The sequence below is a fragment of the Acinetobacter sp. AHP123 genome (assembly GCF_023757925.1).
Taxonomy (GTDB): Bacteria; Pseudomonadota; Gammaproteobacteria; order Pseudomonadales; family Moraxellaceae; genus Acinetobacter; species Acinetobacter oleivorans.
Genome location: NZ_CP092454.1, coordinates 3120763 through 3141665, shown reverse-complemented (window position 1 = coordinate 3141665; position 20903 = coordinate 3120763). Strand labels below are relative to the sequence as shown.

Genomic DNA, 20903 nt, shown 5'->3' with positions numbered 1-20903 from the left:
CGATATGACAATTCAATCCAGCAAAATAGAAGCATCTATTCAACAAACAACAATTGCCAAGTCATTTGAATTTCCTGCATGGTTACCTTGGTTTTTGACACGTTTGGTGTCAGGGGTATTGGTTGTATTTGTTATTAGTCTCATTGTTTTTATTGCGACACAAGCACTTCCATCTGACCCAGCTCGTGTCATTTTAGGACCAGAAGCACCTGAAGCAACGGTACAAATACTTCGTGAACAATTAGGATTAAATGATCCGATATTGCTTCAATACTGGCATTGGTTGAGTCAATTGTTACAAGGTAATTTTGGACGCTCGATTGATTCCAATGTGCCTGTTTTACAAATTATTCAGAATTATTTTGGTAATACAGTTGCACTCACGAGCCTCGTGATTGTTGTTACTGTACCGATTTCAGTCGTGTTAGGTGTGTGGCTCTCGCTTCATCGCGATAGCAAACTCGATCGTATTATTGTCTCTAGCTCTATTGTGTTTAAAGCGGTGCCGGGGTTTGTTATTGCGATTTGGTTAATGATGTTTTTTTCAACATCGGTTTTACACATATTGCCAGCCGCATCGTTGCTGATTCCTAATGAGTCGCCTTATAGCCAACTAGAGTTTTTAATTTTACCAATTTTAACTTTAGCTTTATCACTCATTCCATATCTGATGCGTTTAGTGCGTGGTTCAATGATTGATGCGCTAGAGTCGGAATATGTGACCTCTGCGCGACTGCGAGGTATCCCTGAGCGCCGGATTATTTGGAAACATGTTTTACCAAATGCATTGGTTCCAGTGGTGCAGGGTACAGCATTGACCATACGAGTTCTGCTCAGTGGTGCTCTCATTATTGAGGTGGTTTTCAGTTATCCGGGTATTGGTAATGCACTCAATGCAGCAATCGAAATGAGGGATATCCCGACTATTCAAGCAATCGTTCTATTGCTCACCATTTGTGTGGTGGTTGTTAATTTAGTTGCAGATTTAATCACGACTTTACTCACACCAAAAATACGGACTGCAAAAAGACACAAAGCACGTTCGCCAGGGCGACGTCAGGCATTACGTTTATGGAAGTCTGGCCGACCAATTACGGTAAAACCCGTTGACCGTCGCAATGCTTTAAAGAATATTCAGCAAGGAGGTGGGAAATGAGCTCACTTCATTGGTACCAAAGAAACTTTTTTCAAACATTAATTCGTGAAAGACAAGTACGTTTTGGATTTGTAGTCACAGCTCTAGTTTTGATTTTTGCACTGGTTGGACCGTTATTTGTTGCATTTGAGCCCACTGCATTGGTCGGCATGACTTATGGACCACCTGAAGGAAAATCATTTTTAGGTTATGACTATATTGGTCATGATGTTTGGTCACGTGTACTTGCTGGCGGTGCTTCAATTATCTGGATGACACTGGCTGCCAGTTTGGTCGCATTAGTTATTGGTTCTAGTTTAGGCATATTAGCTGCTTTTGCCCGAAATAAGATTGACCAGTTCGTGACTTGGCTGACTGATGTTTTCATGGCCTTTCCTGATCTTATTTTGGTCTTACTTATTGTTTCGATGTTAGGTCGACAGCCTTGGCTCATCGTTTTAACGGTTTCAATTGCTTTTATTCCTGGAGTCGTACGTCTTGCACGAAGCGTTGCACTTAATTTAGTGGAACAGGAATATATCGAAGCTGCCCGAATTCTTGGTTATTCAAAAACCTATATTTTATTTCGTGAAATTTTACCCAATATGTTGACGCCTTTACTCATTCATCTTGGTGTGATGCTGACATGGGCAGTGGGTATGTTGTCTGGTTTGGCTTTTCTGGGTTATGGCGTGGCACCTCCAGCAGCAGATTGGGGACTCATGATTAATGAAAATCGCGCTGGTTTATTAGTTCAACCATGGGCCGTGTTTGCTCCTGTCATTTTAATTGCTTTGTTTGCACTCGGAACGAATGTATTGGCTGAGGGCGTTGGACGTGCAGCAGCTCGGATTGAGGAAAAATAAACATGGCAAATACATTTAAAAATACAGTATTGACCGTAACAGACTTAACCGTGGCATTGGTAAACACTGGCAATCATATCGTTTCTAATATTTCATTTAGCTTGCGAGAAGGTGAAGTTCTAGGGCTGGTCGGAGAGAGTGGTTCTGGTAAAACGACATTATCGAGTGCCTTATTGGGCTATGCACGACATGGTGCCAAGATTATTCAAGGCACAATTGAACTGGATGATGAAGATATTCTCAGTTTAGATGATCATGCTTTACGTCAGGTTCGTGGCTATAAAATTAGTCATGTCGCTCAAGATCCTGGAACGGCACTCAACCCAGCATTAAGTATTGGTCAACATTTATTTGAATTATTAGAAGTCCATCAGGCCCAGTTATCAAGCGCTGAAAAATACCAGAAAGTTGCCAAAATTTTAGATGAAGTGGGGTTACCTCATGATGAGCTATTTCTCAAGCGTTATCCTCATCAACTTTCAGGTGGACAGCAACAACGAATTTTATTGGCCTTGGCATTTTTACTACAGCCACGTTTGATTGTTTTAGATGAGCCAACTACCGCCTTAGATGTGACGACGCAGACTTTAATATTGAACATCATTCGTAAATTATGCCGCGAATATAATGTTGCTGCTATTTATGTATCGCATGACTTAACGGTTGTAAAAGACATTGCAGATCGGGTGATTGTTTTATATTCAGGGCGAATTGCTGAAGATGCGGTATTAACCCAACTATTTGAAACCCCTAAACACCCTTATACGCAAGGTTTACTTAACGCCATTCCCGATGTGGCCATTCGTAAATATTTATCTCCAATTGAAGGACATGCACCTTCACCAAATGAACGTCCAGCGGGATGTGCTTTTGCAGTACGTTGTACTTTCGCCACAGACATATGCCGTCAAAAACAACCTGAATTAACTCAATTAAAAGATGAGTTTGACCCGCATTTTGTTGCTTGTCACCATTCGGATCATGTTGGTGTGATTAATTTTAAAGAGATTGATCATCAGGTTATTGAACGAGGAACTGATCGAGAAGCACTCCTAAAAGTTGAACATATTAATGCATGGTATGGGCAGCAACAGGCTCTTTTTGATATCTCATTTCAACTCAAAAAAGGCGAATGTTTAGCATTGGTTGGTGAATCGGGTTCAGGAAAAACAACATTATCGCGTGTCATTGCTGGCCTGAATGAAAATGCAGATGGACAAATTACCTTAGCAGATGAAGTCTTGTCGTTGCGTGGGCAACAGCGCCATTTGCAGCAGCGACATAAACTGCAATATATCTTTCAAAACCCTTATAAAGCCTTGAATCCAGCGCATACGATTGGTCAGACATTAATTAAGGTCGTGCAGCATTTCTTTGGAGCATCTCGACAAGAAGCCATAGAAAAAGTCACACAGGTACTTAAACAAGTCTCTTTGCCTATACAAGTTCAAGAACTCTATCCTAGAGATTTATCGGGTGGGGAGCGACAACGTGTGGCGATCGCGCGAGCTTTATTGTGCCAACCCGATGTTTTGATTTGTGATGAGATTACCTCTGCTTTGGATGTTTCAGTTCAGGCATCTATTTTAAAACTGTTACAAGACCTTCAGCAGCAAGGTGTGACCTTACTATTTGTGACTCATAACCTAGGGGTTGTTCGTGCAATCGCAGATCGAGTCGCCGTATTAAAAAATGGACATATTGTTGAATACGGTGAAACAGACCAAGTGCTGAGTCATCCTCAACATATATATACCAAAACTTTGCTTACCCATGCGCCAAGCTTGTTTAAAAACAACGTACTTGAAGTTAGTGCATAAAAAGAACAGATTTTCCGGAGTTAAAAATGAACGATATTAACCAACGCAGTTTTTTAGAATTAGGTAGTGTAAGACATATTCAAAGTGAGCAAGAAGCACTTGAGATTGCAAAAGAGGTGGCAGATCAACTGAATCAATTTGCTCGAGATCCAAGTTATAACAAGACTGTCCCTTATGATCAGGCGCGTTTAATTTCAGAAGCTGGTTTAACCGCGATTATTGTACCTAAGCAGTTTGGAGGCTTAGGTGCCAGTATTTCAACCTTGGTCAATGTGGTGAAAATTATTTCATCTGCCGATGGTGGTGTAGGGCAGTTATTACAGATTCACTTCACTATGTTCCGAGGAATTTTAACTGGCTATGACGATGAAATTCGTGATCAATTACTTGCCGATGTATTAAGTGGAAAACGTTTGGGCAATGCACTTGCAGAAGTGGGAGGCAAAGATAAGTTTCAGCATAAAACACGTGTAGAACGAAATGCAGAAGGACAATTAATTTTAAATGGCAGTAAGTTTTACTCTACTGGCTCTTTACTCGCAGAATGGATTTCTTTATTTGCGGGTAGTGATGATGGACCAGTCTCAATTTTAATTCATCGAGATACAGAGGGAGTAGAGTTGCTCGATGACTGGGATGCAATGGGACAAAATAATAGTGTCAGTGGCACTGTTAATTTTAAAGATGTGATTGTTGATGAACGTTATGTTGCTAAGCGAAATACAGGTGGTTTAGGCACTGTTTTACGTACAGGACTCACTTGGCCTCAAATTCTACACGCTGCAATGGACACAGGAATTGCCAAAGGGGCATTACAAGGCGGGATTGATTATTTACAACATCATGCTCGTCCATGGGTGGAAAGTGGCGTCGATTCACCTACACATGAATCTCATATTATTAAACAAATTGGTGAGTTTGCTGTTTTAGTTCGTTCTGCTGAGGCATTGTTAGATCGTTCAGCACAGATTTTTGAACAGCATTTGGCAAATGTCGAAGATGAAGACTTACAAACTGAACTGATTTTATCGGTTGCTGCTACCCGTAGTCAGTCTGATCATGCATCTTTAAAAATTTCGAGTGAAATTTTTGGATTACTCGGCGCAAGTTCAACCTTATCGAAATGGAATCTAGATCGCTTCTGGCGTAATGCACGAACCCACACCACGCATGATCCAATTCGCTGGAGACTCTATCATGTTGGAAATTATTATTTAAATAATATTCCACCAGGAGAATACAACTCAGTGCTTCTGAAGAAACAGGCAGAAAATGTGACTAAATTTAATAAATAACCCACCCGAGTTCGAAAGTAAATATGATACTCGGAAACGTCATCTGCAACCTGCATGGTTTAAACAAGAGACTGTTTCTACGAGAGGTTTTAATAAATCCAAGAAAAGAACAGGTTTTGCAGATGACAATGCCTTTGGTTACTTTGGGCGAAACCAAAGTAACTCCAGCTGAAAGCTAATCCTAAAATTGGATAAAACTCGATAAGACTCCGTTAAAATAATTGTTATTAAAGAGATTAACATTACCGATGCTAACTACTACGATAGTTTACGGTTACTTGAATTTGGATGCTAAAAATAAAAAAGGTTGTCATCAAGACAACCTTTTTTGCTTTTGTACTGTTAAGCCACTTGAGCTTGAATAGAAATATCCTGCGCCAGCCATTCACGAACATTAATTTGTGCAGGAATAAAGTTCCAGCGATAGAGAAAGTCACTCAAGTCTTGTAAAGCAACAATAGAAGTTTCATCAAAGTTAGTGTTCAGTTTCAGATGTGCATCTGCACCATATGCCGCATGAACCCATTGCTCACTACTATTACATTCTTTTGCTAAATAACGATGGGTTTCATCGGCGTGTGCATGTGCCCATTGTTCTGCTTGTAAAACAGCATCGACAATTGATTGGGCTTGCTCTGGATATTGTGTTAGAAAATCTTCATCGACAGTCAGCGTTCTTGGTGTTCCATTATTAGAGCGTAGAATAGGGTCTGGATGTGAGCCAATATCAATAATGGTATGCAGGGCAAAATCATGAGCAATTTGCGCAGCGTGTGCACCTTTTAGAAAAATAGCATCAACATCACCTTTAATTAATGCCACGATCTCTGCACTTGCATTAATTTTGTTGCGATTACCATAAAAACTAGAATCATTTTCTTCAGGTTGTTGTTGCTGTGCGGCTAGAATATCTGCTCGTAAACAATCGACCAACTCAAGATCGCTTACCGTCAAATTCACTGTTTTTAAAGCATTTTCTAAACCACGAATTGCCTGTGCACGCGAGAAATCAATAATTGCATCTTGATTCAGTGGAATACCAAAACGTTTGCCTTTTAAGTCTGCAACAGTTTTGATGTTTGAATCGTAGCGCGTTAACAATAGTTGAACTTCATCCGCCCAAGATAAGCCAATCACTTTGGTTTTTTGACCAGATGCATATGCCCAAATTGCAGGAATACTGCCGCCATGTCGAACTGAGTTGGCAAGGGTATGGTTAAAATGAGAGTTACGAATATCTTTGGAGTTTGACTCTCGAATTGATTTTATTTCAATTTGCTGCTCATTAAACTTTTCTTTGAGCCAACCTTTTTGAATTGAAATGCCTAGACCAGTTGGTACCGGGCAGCGTGTATACCAAAGTGTATTTAATGGTTGAGTTTGAAGTGTTGTCATCATGACATCCTTTTGTGGTTTTCATGCTTTAAAGCAAAATTGATGCCATTCATTAATCTATTGATATTTATTAATTATTTTTAATATCTTTTTTTGTGATGTTGATATATCAAATTTTGTTGCGATTACAACACAAGAATTACGCTGGTGTTTTAAAAACAACACCCCCATAAATAGCGCTGTATAAAAACAATATAAATCAATGGATTAAAATATTTTTCCAACTCATTAATTTGGCATGAATCTCGCAATGAAACGGAATCTTAAATTTTTACTATCTTTTATGTTTAAAAATTATCCATTATTACGAAGTTTGGCTTTATATCGTTTTATGCCATTTCGTTTCGTATTGACGGCGACCTTATTTGTTATTGCAAATATCGGGTTAGCATTTCAACAGTATTCAATCGGACATGCGATTGATACCTTAAAACATAGTGAACGAGAAACCTTATTTCAGCATACTATCACTGATCCTTTAAATCCTTGGTTTTGGTTCATTCTACTTACGAGTATTGCCAGTATTAGAGCTATTATTCAGTATCTGGCAGGATTAAGTGCTTTAACCATTGGCCAGCAACTGCTAAGTATTTTAAGAGAAAGAATCTTTAGCCAAGTACAGCATTTAGATGTTTCATGGCACTGGAAACATGGCTTAGGAGAAGTATTATCTCGTACAACACGTGATTCAGATAAATTAAAAGAAGCGCTCATCAATTTTTGGCGTCAAGTATTTGAGTCAAGCTTGGTTGTTACCGTAACCGTTGGACTCTTGTGTTGGTATCATCCTTGGCTCGGCCTAGTTCCCTTATTATTTATTTTTTTAGGGCTTTGGGTTCTATTTAAACTGACCAATCAATTGGTGGTTCTGGACCATCAAGTTGCATCTGCATATGAAAAAGTCAGCGATACATTGGCAGAAAGCGTGAATGGAATTCGGGTAGTCAAAGCTTTTCAGCTCGAAGAGAAACTTTTACAACGTTTTAACCATGCTGTAGATCTATTTATTCATCATTCTATTCAGACCATCAAGACAAGTGCGAAACGACTTCCTATTCCACAAGTGATTATTGCAGGTTCTTACTTATGGGTCATTGCTTTTGGTGCTTATTTAATTGGTCAAAATCAGTTGCAAGTAGGGCAATTTGTTGCTGCCATTCTGATGGCAAATTTATTGGTGTTTCGTATTGAAAGCATTGGTCAAGTCTTACATATTTTTGCTGATGCGCGTTCGTCTGCAACAAGAATCTGGCAAATGCTAGATGAAAAGTCCGCAATTGAAGATCAACAATATCCTCTAACGTTGCAATCGCGTGATGAATTAAGCATTAGATTAGAAAATGTCAGCTTTCAGGATAAAACAACAAAAAATTTTATTTTAAAGCAATGCAGTGTTGAATTTCGAGCAGGTGAAATCGTTACTGTTGTCGGTAAGACAGGCTCCGGTAAAACGACTTTGATGAATTTACTCAATCGGTTTATTGACCCAACAGAAGGGCAAGTTTTGATTGGCTCTGAGCAAATGGGATGGACGAATATTAAAGATTTAAGCCTATTTGAATTACGACATTTAGTTCAGATCATTCCTCAAGAAAATTTCTTTTTTAGTGGCACACTGGCAGATAACTTAAGAGTTGCTAAGCAAGATGCAACTGAGCAAGAGATAAAAGAGGCTTTACATTTAGCTTCTGCATCTGAACTATTACAAAGACTTGATCATGGCTTAGACACATTGATTGGGGACAAGGGCGTTACTTTGTCTGGAGGACAAAAACAACGACTTGCCTTAGCCCGTTCTATTTTAAAAAATTCGCCAATTTTAGCGTTAGATGATTCTACAAGTGCCTTAGATGCGACTACAGAAAAACAAGTTTTACAGCGTCTATCAGGACTTTCTGATGATGGAAACCATTTTAAGAAAACAATCATTATTAACTCTAATAAACAAACCACGATTGCTTTATCTGATCGCGTTATTGTGCTTGATCAGGGTCATATTATTGCCCAAGGCTCACATGCTGAATTGGTTCAAGATTGTTTGTTTTATCGAGAGTTGATGGGTTTTAAGTTAGAGCAGCAGGAGATTGATGCATGAATACCAGTGTTAAAAATTTCCGCCCATTTACAAAATCAGCTGATCTACAAATTGAAGAAAATTTGGCAAATACCTCAATTCATAGAGGCATGCTAAAAAAACTTATTCCTTTAGTTTATCCCATCCGTTACTTGCTGCTTGCTTTAATTGCAGTAGAAATTTTACAAGTGATGAGCGTTTTTGTTCGGCCTTGGGTGGTGAAATATATTTTAGATTCGGGCTTTCAACAAATTGCTGGAAAAATGGTATTGAATCAGCCTGTTTTATTCATTGCGATTAGCATTTTAACTTTGAGTTGGATTTGTCGTTTTGCTTTAGCGGGCGTATCAAAATATCTTTCAGGCCGAGCAGCTTTAAAAGTAATTAATGGTTTAAGACGTTCTCTATTTCAGCATATCCAAAGCTTAAATATTGGCTATTTTGATCGTACTAAGGCTGGCAGGATTATTTCTCGGGCCGATCGTGATGTCGAAACACTAGAGCCTGTTTTAATACAAGGGCCACCAGAGCTACTTTCGGCAATTTTGCGTTGTGGATTAGCTTCAGTACTTCTCTGGCATATCTATCCACCTTTCTTTTGGTGCTTATTTGCGACGCTACCCATTTTATTTGGAATGACCGCTATTTTTAAAAAGTCATCACAAAAACATTGGGGACGAGTTGCGGAGGAACGCAGTCGATTCACTGCTCATTTGGTTGAAACAGTAAATGGAGCAAAAATCATTCAGCAGTTAAATTACACCGAAACCAATCAATCTCGTTATCAAGATTTATTAAAAGACTTTAATAACTCTATTATTTATGGCAGCAAGCGAACCAGTTGGTTTGCTCCCTTTACAGGATTACTTTCAACACTAGCCACTGCCGGATTCATTGTGATTGGTAGTTATGCTTATAGTGATGGCATGATTAGTATAGGGCAGTTTGCAGAAAGTATTTTCTATGTGTTTTTATTCTTAGCACCCTTACAGGAACTGACCGATCTATTTGAACGTTATGCCAATGGAGCGGCATGTGCGCAGCGAATATTTCTACTTTTAGACACCCAATCTACGATTCAAGAACAACCGAATGCTTTGAAGCTTGAACATTTAAATGGTCATATTCGATTTCAGTCTGTAGATTTTGCCTATACTCACAAACCTGTTTTACAAAACTTTAATTTGGACATTGAAGCTGGAAAAATAATTGCGATTGTAGGCCCAACCGGACATGGCAAAAGCACCATGGCTCAGTTGCTAACGCGATTTTATGAACCCCAGCAGGGTGGAATTTTTCTAGACCGTTATCCAATACAGAGTATTCATCTTGCAAGTTTAAGACAGCATGTGAGTATTGTTTTACAAGATAATGTTTTATTTAGTGGAACAATTCTAGATAACTTACGTCTAGTTCAACCTGATGCTTCAGATCAGAAACTTATCCAAGTTATTGAAGACTTAGGGGCAGACGAGATATTGCAACAACTGCCGCAAGGCTATTTCACCGAAGTTGGGGCGCTTGGTAAAAATCTTAGTCATGGACAAAGGCAACTTGTTTGTTTAGTTCGTGCTTATTTGGCAAACCCCAAAATATTAATTCTAGATGAAGCCACCTCAGCAATCGATATTTATACCGAGCAAAAAATACAATATGCGCTCAGACGCTTATGCCAAAATAGAACCTGTATTGTCATTGCACATCGGCTGAGTACCATTTGTGAGGCCGACAAAATTGTCGTGATTGAAAATGGCCATGTCGTAGAAGAGGGTTCACATGAGCAGTTAATACAGCAGCAGTCAGCTTACTTTCAGTTATATCAATCATATTTACAAAACCAACTTGTTTAAGCGATCTGCAAATTTAACAACTGTAGTTTTATAAACATTTTTTTGAATCATTGTTTAAATTTAAACAATGATTCTTTTATTTAATCTTCTTAATATATTGATAATAAATAATAAAATATTTGGCATCGGCTTTGCTATATCGGTCTAGATCGTTAAGGAAGCCAATATGCGTACATATTTTTCTCAATTCATTCTTCACTCCTCAATTTTTGCACTGAGTACACTCACTGCCTCAATTACTTTGGCAAATGATCAAAAGAATTTGCCAGAGAAAGAGGATGCCATCACATTACAATCTGTAGTTGTTACAGGCTCTAGACGAGCAATTAGTAATTCTCTGGATGCACCTGCACCCGTTGATATTTTAACTGCCAAAGAGTTACAAGAGACTGGTGCGACTGATCTTGCAGCAGCATTAACACGATTGTCTCCTTCGGTGAGTTTACCGAGTTCTCCTGCAGGTGGGTTTGGGGCATCGGTTCCGCCAAGTATTGCACTTAGAGGATTATCTGCTGATCAAACTCTAATTTTAATTAATGGAAAACGTCGTCATACATCCGCTTATTTCACCCGCCAAGCCTATGCAGGTGGAAGAGGCGCAGCGGTAACTGACCTAAGTTTAATTCCAGTGAGCGCGATTGAGCGTATAGAGATCTTGCGGGATGGTGCTGCCGCACAATATGGCTCAGATGCAATTGCCGGCGTCGTTAATATTATTTTGAAATCACGAGATCATGGAGGTGGCGTAAGCTATCAAACGGGTGGCTACACTCAAGGAGATGGTGAACAACATAAAGTTAATCTTTGGAAAGGTTTTGCGCTCCCTAATGATGGTGCGTTGACGGTTGCATTAGATTTAGGCAAACGTGAAGCTGCAAGTAACACAGCACCTGATACGCGAACTTTTTATGATGGTTCAACCAAGGCTCAATATACAGAACAAAATACACCCTATAGAACGTGGAAATTTGGCTCCCCCGAACAAAAAGATCAAATCAATGTGACTGCCAATCTAGATTTACCTTTGACAGATGACGTTGCACTGTATGGTTTTAGTAGCTATGGACACCGTAAAACAATAGGGGAAAATTTTTATGAGCCACCAACAACCAAAACTGTACTGAATCAATCCAGCTATTTTAAAGAACGTTATCCAGATGGACGCTCACCATTGAGCTTAGTCACTGTAGATGATTTTGCAACAACAGTTGGAGTTAAAAAAGGAGAGCAGAAGTCAGGTAAATATGATCTTTATGCGACCTATGGACAAAATAAAGTCAGCACAGAACAAGGCAATGGCATTAACCCAAGCTACGGCTCAAATTCTCCTTCAAACTATGACTTGGGCGAAAATATTTTTTCACAATTAAATACAGGGCTAGATTACAGCCGTGATATTGCTATTGACTGGTTCGCAAGCCCACTCACGTTGTCTACAGGGGTTTTATATCGTTGGGAGCAATATAAGCAAAATGCAGGTGATCCAATTGCCTATACCCGCGGCCCATATTTTAATCCAAGCACAACTTTGGGCGTTGGTGTTCCGGGAATATATGCCGGAATTACAGACCAAGATGAACGAAAAATCAGCCGTGATGTTTACGGTGTCTATCTAGATTTAGAAGCAGATATTATTAAAGACTTGAATGTTGGGGTAGCAGTCCGGAGTGAAAAATATTCAGACTTTGGTTCGACCACAAACGGAAAATTATTTGCTAAATATGATGTATCACCTAAATTTACGGTACGTGGTTCAGTCAATACAGGATATAGAGCGCCGTCATTGGCACAGCAGGGCTATTCGGCTTATAGCGTACAAACAGTGCAAACACCTTCAGGTTGGCAAGATGTTCAACAAAGAACTTTAGTTGCAGGAAGTGAGGCGGCTTTACTCATTGGCGGAACTGCTCTTAAACCTGAGAAATCGACGAATTATTCTTTAGGTTTTGTTTGGAAGCCACTTGTTAATACATCGGCAACTTTAGACCTTTATCAAATCGATATTAAAAATCGTATTTTGCTTTCAGACAATATTACTGGAAGTGTAATTACCAATGCTTTTGCCAATACACCATATTCAAATATTGCCAATGTGGCGTTCTTTAATAATTTATTAGATACACGTACTCAAGGCTTAGAGCTCGCGCTTAAGCATGATTTAAACCTTGAACAATATGGCAAGTTAAATCTGAATCTCGGTCTGGCATATAACAAAAATGAAATTACCGAAACTAGAGATTCTATTACCGCAAAAGGTGAGCGAATTCCTGTTTCAAGCATTGCAGGACGAAATACACAAAGCCTGATTGAGTCTGCTGCACCGAAAACAAAGCTAACGCTTGGCGCACTTTGGTCAAATCAAGCATGGAGCGTGAATACGGCTGTCCGTCGCTACGATAAGTGGACCACTTTAAATAATACCAATACTGCACTAGACCAAACTTTTGACCCTCAATGGATTGCAGATTTGGATATTGGCTACAAAGCGGATGCATTCGTGCAAGGCCTGAAATTCAATTTAGGGGCGATCAACTTATTTAATAGCCATCCTGATCAAGCCAAAGACTCCTCGGTCGGCAATATTGTCAAATATAGTTTTAATGCGCCTGAAGGAGCATTTGGAACATATTTATATGGCCGCGTAAGTTACGAATTTTAAATCAAAAATGATGAGACAGTTTTTAAGGTAAATAACAATGCAACATACTTTTTTATCAACTTTATGCAAGTTTTCTTTAATCACAACGATGTTAACTTCAAGTTGTTTGACGACTGCTCAACAAGCTCCAGCGCCTGAAGATAAATATGGAGATGGCCGAGTTTCCGAGTTTTACACATGGAAATCGGCTATTCCAGAACAGGCTGGAAAACTATTAAAAACAGAAGCGATTCATAATCCTTATATTCGTTTGGCAAATGACAGTCAGGCTATTCGGATTCTCTACAGTTCTACGAGTGGTAAAGATAGCAAAACACCTATTGTGGTTTCAGGAAGTATTCATTTACCAAAAGGAACACCACCGAAAGAAGGTTGGCCAGTGGTGCTATGGGCGCATGGTACTGTAGGCTTGGCCGATGCTTGTGCGCCGTCTTGGAGTGGACGATCATACCGAGATGTACAATATCTAAATCGTTGGCTTAAAGAAGGATTTGCGGTCGTTGCCACAGATTACGAAGGGTTAGGTGTTGCAGGACCACACTTGTTAATTAATAACCCAATGCTGGCTTATAGTATTTTAGATAGCGGTAGAGCTGCTTTAAAAACCAAGTTGCCACTTGCCAATAAGTTTGTGATTGTTGGCCAATCACAAGGAGGCGCTGGGGCTGTTGCGGCTTCTTCCTACTCGGCAACGTACGCACCTGACTTAAATATTAAAGGTTCAATTGGTACAGGCGTGATTTATCAAGATCCTGAAGCGACTCCTGAAAAAAATCAGTTAAAATTAAATCCTTACGAAGTCAGCCCATCACTCGCTTATGGCATCTATAGTTTTTTAGTGACACAAAGTTTATATCCAGAAATTAAAACAGAAGATATTTTCACTCCTGAAGCTGCTCCTTTAGTTGAACAAGCAAAAAATGCCTGCTTAACAAGTTTTATGGGAGATATTCAAACCGCAGGGCTTTCGCCAGCACAGGCATATAAACCTAATCCGCCGGCAAGCTATAAAAAGCTGCAAGAGAAACAGTCAAATGATTATGGTTATTACCCTACATTAAAAATCAGTCATCCATTATTTATTGGGACAGGGGCAAATGATCGAACTCCAGATGCTCGTTCTCAAATGAAGCTGGTGGCAGATGCTTGTAAAGCAGGTACCGTGGTCGAAGGTCATTTGTATCATGGCTTAGGACATAGCGAAACTGTGAATGCCTCATTAAAAGATTCAATTCCGTTTGCTAAAAAGGCGATTGCGGGAGAGAAAATTCAGGCTATTTGTAAACCTGATTTGCAATAAAAGATGGACTAAAGATTTTCTCACTGAAGAAAATCTTTATTAAAAAAAAGCCGCTCTTCAAAGATATTGAATGAGCGGCTTTTTGCTTTAAATGTTTAAGCGATTTGTTTTAATTTTTTGGCTGCCTCTTCACGTACAGCGGGGATAATATAACGACCATAATCGACCGTATCATAGATCGGATCGTAGCCCCGATTTAAGAAAGTCGTCACCCCTAAATCTACATAATCAAGTAATGAGGCAATAATGGTGTCTGGCGTACCAACTAGGGCAGTCGTATCGCCATAAGCCCCTACAGCAGTTGCAGTTGGCATCCATAATGCGCGGTCATGTCGATCACCTTGCTGGGCTGCTGCCAATAAGCGCTGTGAACCAATGCCTTTGATTTTATGTCCTGATAATGTGCCGTTATTTTGAAAAGTTGGATTATTTTGAATATCTGCAAGAATCTGTTCTGCTCGTTGCCAAGCAAGTTCTTCAGTTGCACCAATAATAAGACGTACAGATAAACTAACAGGAGGCTGGGGTTTATTGGCTTTTTCTGCTGCGAGCTTCAACTTAGTAATTTGCTCTTTTACTCCAACCAGTGGCTCACCCCAAAGTGAATACAGGTCTGCATGGCGGACTGCAATATCATAAGCAATGTCTGATGAGCCACCGAATGAAATCGGGATTGTACCGTTGGCTGGCTTTAACGGGCAAAAAGCATTATCTAACTTAAAGTATTTACCTTCATAGCTAATCGGTTGATCACTTTTCCAAAGTTTCTGGATGATATCTAGATATTCACCCGTCCGCTCATAGCGCTGAACTTTATCAACAATATAATCGCCCTCTTGAGGCTCAGCTGTAATTCCCGTAATCGCATGTAAACGGATTCTTCCACCACCCGTAGTATGGTCAAGCGTAGCAAAAGAACGCGCAGCTAGATTTGGAGTGAGAAGTGCAGGACGATGGGCAATCATAAATCCAAGACGTTCTGTATGTTGGGCAAGGTATGCCGCGATTTGTGCACTGTCTGGACTGGTTGGTCCGCTAGCAATTAAGACTTTATCAAAACCCGCATATTCATGTGCCCGTGCGTGGTAACGTAGATATTCGAGGTCAATTTTATGGCCAATTCGCGTTCCTTTTGTTTCAGACCATTGGTTAGGGAAAACCATACCTACAAATTCGATGCTCATTATTAAACCTATTTTGTGGATTTTAAATAGATGAGCAAAATAAATGCCAAGCTTTATACCTATATAAATCAAATATAGGAATGGATTATAATTTTTTAGAGTGTTTGGATTTAATCAAAAAGACAACATTGTGTTTGAGAAGCAACATATCATAAAAAAAGAATTGTGTTTATTTTTAATTTATAAGAGAAAATATTTTCAGAATAAAATAGGTGAATTTTGGATTAAATATATTTATTTGTTATTTATTAAAAAACGCACTGAAATGTAATATAGCCTTTTAGAATGCTTATATCATAAGTTTTATGGGGTAATTATGAAGACCTTTTTAGATAATGATTATAAAGTAATTACTTTGCCTGATAATGGTGTTCCTGTAAAACCAATAAGAGCAAAAGCAATTATCTTTTCAGATCAGAACTCCCGTAAATTATTAAATCAAGTTGAAACGATTGCTCCAAGCTCTGCCAGTGTCATCATTCAAGGAGAATCTGGGACAGGTAAAGAGTTAATTGCGCGCGAAATTCATTTGAAAAGTGATCGTAAAAATAAGCCTTTTCTTGCTGTCAATTGTGGTGCTTTGGTCGAGACTCTTGCCGAATCTGAACTGTTTGGCTATGAAGCTGGAGCTTTTACGGGTGCAAACAAAACTCGAGCTGGTATTTTTGAAACAGCCGATGGTGGTACTTTATTTTTAGATGAGGTAGGTGAGTTGCCTCTATCCTTACAAGTTAAGCTGTTAAGGGTGTTGCAAGAAAAAGAAGTCGTACGCGTGGGCGGTCGAAAACCAATTCCAATTAATGTCCGTATTCTATCGGGGACACACGTCGATCTACGTAAAGCTGTAGCAGAAAATAAGTTTCGTCTCGATTTATATTATCGCTTGAACGTGGTTGTGCTTAATATTTTGCCACTGCGTGAACGTAAAGGAGATATTTTACCTCTGGTTGATTTCTTCTTAAGTTCATATTCTCAGAAGCTCATTACGACTAAGCCAAATATTAGTGATAGAGCAAGAAATGCGCTGCTGAACTATAGCTGGCCAGGCAACATTCGTGAGCTAGAAAACAATATTCACTATGCTTTGCTGGTGAGTGGCGGTAAAACAATTGATCTTGAGCATTTAAGATTTTCTGAGGAAACGGTTTCTGCCGTGTTACCAGACAATGATCTTATTCAAGAGTTTGAAAGTATCTTGAAGCGTCTTTTTCAAGAATATGATGGGGAAGCATGGCATATTATTGAAGATAAAATAGTAAATACTGCATTTTCAAGTTGCTGGAATAATCAGGTCAAGACAGCAAAAATGTTAGGCCTATCGCGTAACGTTTTACGTAATCTTCTATCAAGATATAACTTACTACCTAATAAGAATGAAAATGAAATTGCTTAAGGGTTTTATATAGAAAAAACATCCATTTTTTAATGGATGTTTTTTTGCGTTGTGAATTTTGTGACCCATAAACCCAATTCAAATAACAACCACATTGGGACTGCAAGAGCAAGCATGCTAAAAACATCAGGAGGGGTAATAAACATCGCAATAAAAAAGAAGAATACAATGATGTGCTTACGATGTGCTTCTAGCTGTTGAATAGAAATAAGGCCAATAAAAATAAGAATATAAGTTAAAACTGGGATTTGAAATGCCAGACCAAAAGCAAGGAAAAGTTTTAAACAAAAATCTAGATAGCTATTGATATCCGTCATGGGTAACACATTATCAGGCGATGCCAAGACGAAAAATTTTAAAGCGAGAGGCAAAATTAAAGTATAGGCAAACACAATTCCTAAATAAAATAGGAGGTTACTTGAAAGCACAAGTGCTATACCGAATCTTTTTTCTTTTTGATAAAGAGCTGGAGCAACAAATTGCCAAAATTGATACAGAATAAAGGGAATGCTTAATAAAATCGCAAAATAAATATTGAGTTTAAATGGCGCTAAAAATGTACTCATCACATCTGTTGCAATCATGGTGGAATTGCTAGGAAGTAATGAAATTAAAGGATGAGCAAGAAAATGGTAGTTCTTCTGAGCAAGTGGAAGTAATAATAAAAAAATCGCTAAAACAATACCAATGCTATAGATCAGCCGTTTTCTTAATTCTTTTAAATGTTCGCTATATTTCATTTCAGTGAGGCTTTCACTGACAATATGTTCCGTCATGCGGCTTGATCCTCACTGAATTTATTGGCTGTTTTAAAATGAGCTAAAAATGGTGTCTTTAACTCATCTTGTGAGTGGGTATAGATATAGTCATTAATGTGGCGTGCTTTGGTTTTTTGTTCAATAGAAACAGATGTTTGTACATTTTCAATTTCTTGTTGCATAAGAGCGAGTTGTTGTTTGAGCTGCTCTTCATTTTGTTTTATTTTTTGCAGCTCTTCTTGCAAGACTCTCTTAAGTTCGATCAGGTCAAGTTCGTTTTCAATATCATTTTGAATTTTACTAATTTGGTTTTTAACTGCTCTGTATTTGAGGAGGACTGATCTTAACGTGTGAGGAAGTTTTTCAGGTCCTAAAATAATAAGCGCAATAATTGCAAAAGCTAATAACTCTCCAAAGCTGATATTAAACATAATAATAAATCACTCATATTTTATTTTGTTTTTCATTATGAGATTCAACTGGACTAATATCTTTGTATTGTTGGTTTTGCAATAACTTCTGATCATCAGAATTAACTGAATCTTTAAAATCTTTAATTGCACCACCTAAGTCCTTACCTAGATTTTTTAATTTTGAAGTTCCAAATAATAAAACAACAATCACTGCAAACAGTAAAATATGCCAAATAGATAAACCCATTTTCTCTATCCTATATTAATTAAATGTAAAGTATATTAATATCACGACATTATCTGTTTTCTAAATCATATTAATATCGATCAATATTCAAATTAATTATGCTGTGTGATCTAGCATATTAAGTGCCTGATTGCGAAAACCAAATAAAAGTTCACTTTCTTTATGACGAGGATGTGTCAGCGGAACATGAATAATTTCTTTAATTTTTCCTGGTCGGGCTGACATCACAATCACACGGTCTCCGAGATAGACAGCTTCTTCAATATCATGGGTGACTAAAATCATGGTGATTTTTTCGTGTTGCCAGATACGCTGAAGTTCAGCTTGTAAGTGACTCCGTGTTATGGCATCTAAAGCACCAAAAGGTTCATCCAGAAGTAAAATATCGGGTTTATTGACGAGTCCGCGGGCAATTGCAACACGTTGTGCCATGCCACCAGAAAGCTCATGTGGATACGCCTTTTCAAAACCCTTCAACCCGACAATTTCTATGTGTTCATTTACCCTTAAATTTCGCTCTTCACGGGTGAGTGGAGTCTCCTCAAGTGCTAAATGGATGTTTTCAAAAACAGTAAGCCATGGAAGTAATCGGTGCTCTTGAAAGATAAGACCGCGTTTTAAATCTGTACCTTTTATCTGAGTTTGATTTAGTAAAATTTCACCGTCATAGTCTTGATCTAATCCAGCAATGAGGCGCAGTAGTGTTGATTTTCCACAGCCACTACTGCCAACAATCGAGATAAATTCACCTTGTTCAATATTGAGGTTAATACTATCTAAAACGGTCAAAGTATTTTGATCACGTTGAAAAGATTTATTGAGTTTTTTAATAGAAAGTAGTGAGAACGACATATAGATTCCTAACAATATTTTTAAAAAGACAAATTAAGTACGCCATTGCAGCAGGCGTTTTGAAATAAGATGAATACTTGCGGTCATGAAAGCTCCACACAGAGTCACCGTGATCGCGCAAACCAACAGAATATCCATTTCGGCATTAATCTCGGCTTTCATCATTAAGTTGCCGAGTCCCGCACCTGCATTGAATAGCAATTCACTTGCTGTAGTGGTGATCCAAGTAAAGGGCACCGCTAAATTTAGACCAGTTAAAATATGGGGTAGGGCTTGAGGAAGGCGTATTTTTTTAAATTTTCGCCAGAATGAAAATTGATAAATACGTGCGATTTCATCGTATTTTGCATCGTTGTGGCTAAGGCCCTGAAATGTATTAATGACTAATGGAAAAAATGAGGCAAGCGCGATAATAAAGATTTTTGCTTCTTCTCCATTACCAAACCATAAGGCAATTAAAGGTGTTAAACCCAGTAATGGAACTTGTCGAATACTGTTAAACAGTGGAGAAACTAAAGCATTTAAAACTTTTGAATAGGCAAGCAAAGTACCTAAAATTAATCCGCTTATCGAACCTAAGATGAATCCTATTCCAGCTTTTTTAAGACTTCCCCACGTGTTTAGCCACAATTCACCTGTTTCAAGCAATTTAATAAATGCGAAATAAATGTTTTGTAGAGGAACAAATGCATAGGCTTGACTGGCACCTAAGCTTGAGTTGTATTGCCATAAGCCTAATAACAGTAATGGTAGTACTAGGCCTTGTATTAAAATAATTGGCCGTTGCCATGATTGTTTTAAAGTAAATGTACGCTGAGACATTATTTTTCCCTCGAACTAAGCGCAGGCGAGATAAAGCGTTGTTCCACTAAACGTAAAACTTTATCCAAACCGAACCCGACCACGCCTGTGATAAACACACCAACCATCACAACATCTAAGCGCAACATTTGACGTCCTAGCTCCATCATTTGTCCAATACCCGTTCCAGCTGCCAGTAGTTCAACGGCAACTAAAATCAGCCATGCACGACCAAGTGCAATACGTAGTCCACCAATTAACGGCGGGAGTATGGATGGAAGAATAATAAGCCTGAGCCAAGCTCGTGTTTTAAGCTGGTAGATTTGTCCTAATTCAATATATTTTTTGGGAATATTTTTGACTGCATCGGCCGTTGCTAACGCTATTGGAAAAAAACAGGCCTTTATAATCAGTAAAATTTTAAATAATTCACCAATCCCAAAAACTAAAATAAAAATAGGAATAAGGACAAAGATCGGAATTTGATAAAAAACGTTAAATAAAATATAAGTGTAATTACGAAAGAGAGTATTTGCGCCATAGGCAATACCAAAAGCAATTGCACTGATTGCTGCAATAGAAAATCCCAAAAACAGACGAGAAAGACTATCTTTGAGATGCATTTGAAGCTCACCACTTTGTAACAACGCAATGAAAGTATTCCAGACAATTTTAGGCGGCACCAAAATTTGGGTTGGGAAAATCTGTAAAGAACTAATCAAATGCCAAATGAGTAATACTAATAAGGGTGAAATCACAGAGAGCAGCCCATACACCTTTTTAGAAGAAAATTTCTTACGGAGTGGGGTTTTAAATAAAACGTTATTTTGCTCAATAAGTGGCTTTACTAGTATTTTCATT

Annotated in this window: 17 protein-coding genes; 9 read left to right on the top strand and 8 right to left on the bottom strand. The window is 38.5% G+C overall.

Features of this window, described 5'->3' with window-relative positions:
- Positions 1–4 precede the first annotated feature (4 nt).
- From MJX77_RS14945 to MJX77_RS14930, 4 genes are read left to right on the top strand one after another with little or no spacing between them, the layout of a single operon-like run.
- Entirely contained in the window at positions 5–1156 is a 1152-nt protein-coding gene (locus tag MJX77_RS14945) for an ABC transporter permease (protein ID WP_252059515.1), read from the top strand.
- On the top strand, positions 1153–2001 hold the full coding sequence (locus MJX77_RS14940; protein WP_000096369.1) for an ABC transporter permease: 849 nt from the start codon (positions 1153–1155) through the stop codon (positions 1999–2001). Before MJX77_RS14945 ends, MJX77_RS14940 begins: the two co-directional genes overlap by 4 nt.
- Before the next feature lie 2 nt (positions 2002–2003).
- A complete protein-coding gene (locus MJX77_RS14935; RefSeq protein ID WP_252059514.1) occupies positions 2004–3821 on the top strand; it encodes a dipeptide ABC transporter ATP-binding protein in 1818 nt (605 codons plus the stop codon).
- Positions 3822–3847: 26 nt separating this feature from the next.
- The gene (locus tag MJX77_RS14930; RefSeq protein ID WP_252059513.1) at positions 3848–5116 is read left to right on the top strand and encodes an acyl-CoA dehydrogenase family protein; all 1269 of its coding nucleotides are present in this window, start codon (positions 3848–3850) and stop codon (positions 5114–5116) included.
- 342 nt (positions 5117–5458) lie between these two features.
- On the opposite strand, the gene MJX77_RS14925 is transcribed toward MJX77_RS14930, so the two are convergent.
- Positions 5459–6511, bottom strand: a complete 1053-nt coding sequence (locus MJX77_RS14925; RefSeq protein WP_252061345.1) for an ABC transporter substrate-binding protein — start codon at positions 6509–6511, stop codon at positions 5459–5461.
- A 283-nt stretch (positions 6512–6794) separates the two neighbouring features.
- On the opposite strand from MJX77_RS14925, the gene MJX77_RS14920 reads away from it, so the two are divergent.
- The 4 genes from MJX77_RS14920 (at position 6795) to MJX77_RS14900 (ending at position 14394) form a co-directional block, all read left to right on the top strand.
- The gene (locus MJX77_RS14920; RefSeq protein ID WP_252061344.1) at positions 6795–8606 is read left to right on the top strand and encodes an ABC transporter ATP-binding protein; all 1812 of its coding nucleotides are present in this window, start codon (positions 6795–6797) and stop codon (positions 8604–8606) included.
- Entirely contained in the window at positions 8603–10435 is a 1833-nt protein-coding gene (locus MJX77_RS14915) for an ABC transporter ATP-binding protein (protein ID WP_252059512.1), read from the top strand. Before MJX77_RS14920 ends, MJX77_RS14915 begins: the two co-directional genes overlap by 4 nt.
- A gap of 166 nt (positions 10436–10601) precedes the next feature.
- Entirely contained in the window at positions 10602–13094 is a 2493-nt protein-coding gene (locus MJX77_RS14905; RefSeq protein WP_252059511.1) for a TonB-dependent receptor plug domain-containing protein, read from the top strand.
- A gap of 37 nt (positions 13095–13131) precedes the next feature.
- Positions 13132–14394, top strand: coding sequence for a lipase family protein (locus tag MJX77_RS14900; RefSeq protein ID WP_502806534.1), 1263 nt, complete (start codon positions 13132–13134; stop codon positions 14392–14394).
- A 95-nt stretch (positions 14395–14489) separates the two neighbouring features.
- Here MJX77_RS14900 and MJX77_RS14895 read toward each other — a convergent pair whose 3' ends face one another.
- The gene (locus MJX77_RS14895) at positions 14490–15578 is read right to left on the bottom strand and encodes an LLM class flavin-dependent oxidoreductase (protein WP_252059510.1); all 1089 of its coding nucleotides are present in this window, start codon (positions 15576–15578) and stop codon (positions 14490–14492) included.
- Between the two features lie 316 nt (positions 15579–15894).
- Here MJX77_RS14895 and MJX77_RS14890 point away from each other — a divergent pair, with 316 nt between their 5' ends.
- Positions 15895–16971 (top strand): sigma-54 interaction domain-containing protein, encoded by a 1077-nt coding sequence (locus MJX77_RS14890; protein ID WP_252059509.1) that lies wholly within the window; start codon positions 15895–15897, stop codon positions 16969–16971.
- 29 nt (positions 16972–17000) lie between these two features.
- On the opposite strand, the gene tatC is transcribed toward MJX77_RS14890, so the two are convergent.
- The 6 genes from tatC to MJX77_RS14860 all read right to left on the bottom strand — a co-directional run bounded on the left by tatC (position 17001) and on the right by MJX77_RS14860 (position 20902).
- On the bottom strand, positions 17001–17747 hold the full coding sequence (gene tatC / locus MJX77_RS14885) for a twin-arginine translocase subunit TatC (protein ID WP_151768519.1): 747 nt from the start codon (positions 17745–17747) through the stop codon (positions 17001–17003).
- Entirely contained in the window at positions 17744–18160 is a 417-nt protein-coding gene (tatB, locus tag MJX77_RS14880) for a Sec-independent protein translocase protein TatB (protein WP_198070984.1), read from the bottom strand. The genes tatC and tatB overlap by 4 nt, the downstream gene beginning before the upstream one ends.
- Before the next feature lie 13 nt (positions 18161–18173).
- On the bottom strand, positions 18174–18389 hold the full coding sequence (locus MJX77_RS14875; protein WP_004701592.1) for a Sec-independent protein translocase subunit TatA: 216 nt from the start codon (positions 18387–18389) through the stop codon (positions 18174–18176).
- Between the two features lie 96 nt (positions 18390–18485).
- Entirely contained in the window at positions 18486–19256 is a 771-nt protein-coding gene (locus MJX77_RS14870; protein WP_252059508.1) for an ABC transporter ATP-binding protein, read from the bottom strand.
- 18 nt (positions 19257–19274) lie between these two features.
- On the bottom strand, positions 19275–20063 hold the full coding sequence (locus MJX77_RS14865; RefSeq protein WP_252059507.1) for an ABC transporter permease: 789 nt from the start codon (positions 20061–20063) through the stop codon (positions 19275–19277).
- Positions 20063–20902, bottom strand: coding sequence for an ABC transporter permease (locus MJX77_RS14860; RefSeq protein WP_252059506.1), 840 nt, complete (start codon positions 20900–20902; stop codon positions 20063–20065). Before MJX77_RS14860 ends, MJX77_RS14865 begins: the two co-directional genes overlap by 1 nt.
- Position 20903 lies beyond the last annotated feature (1 nt).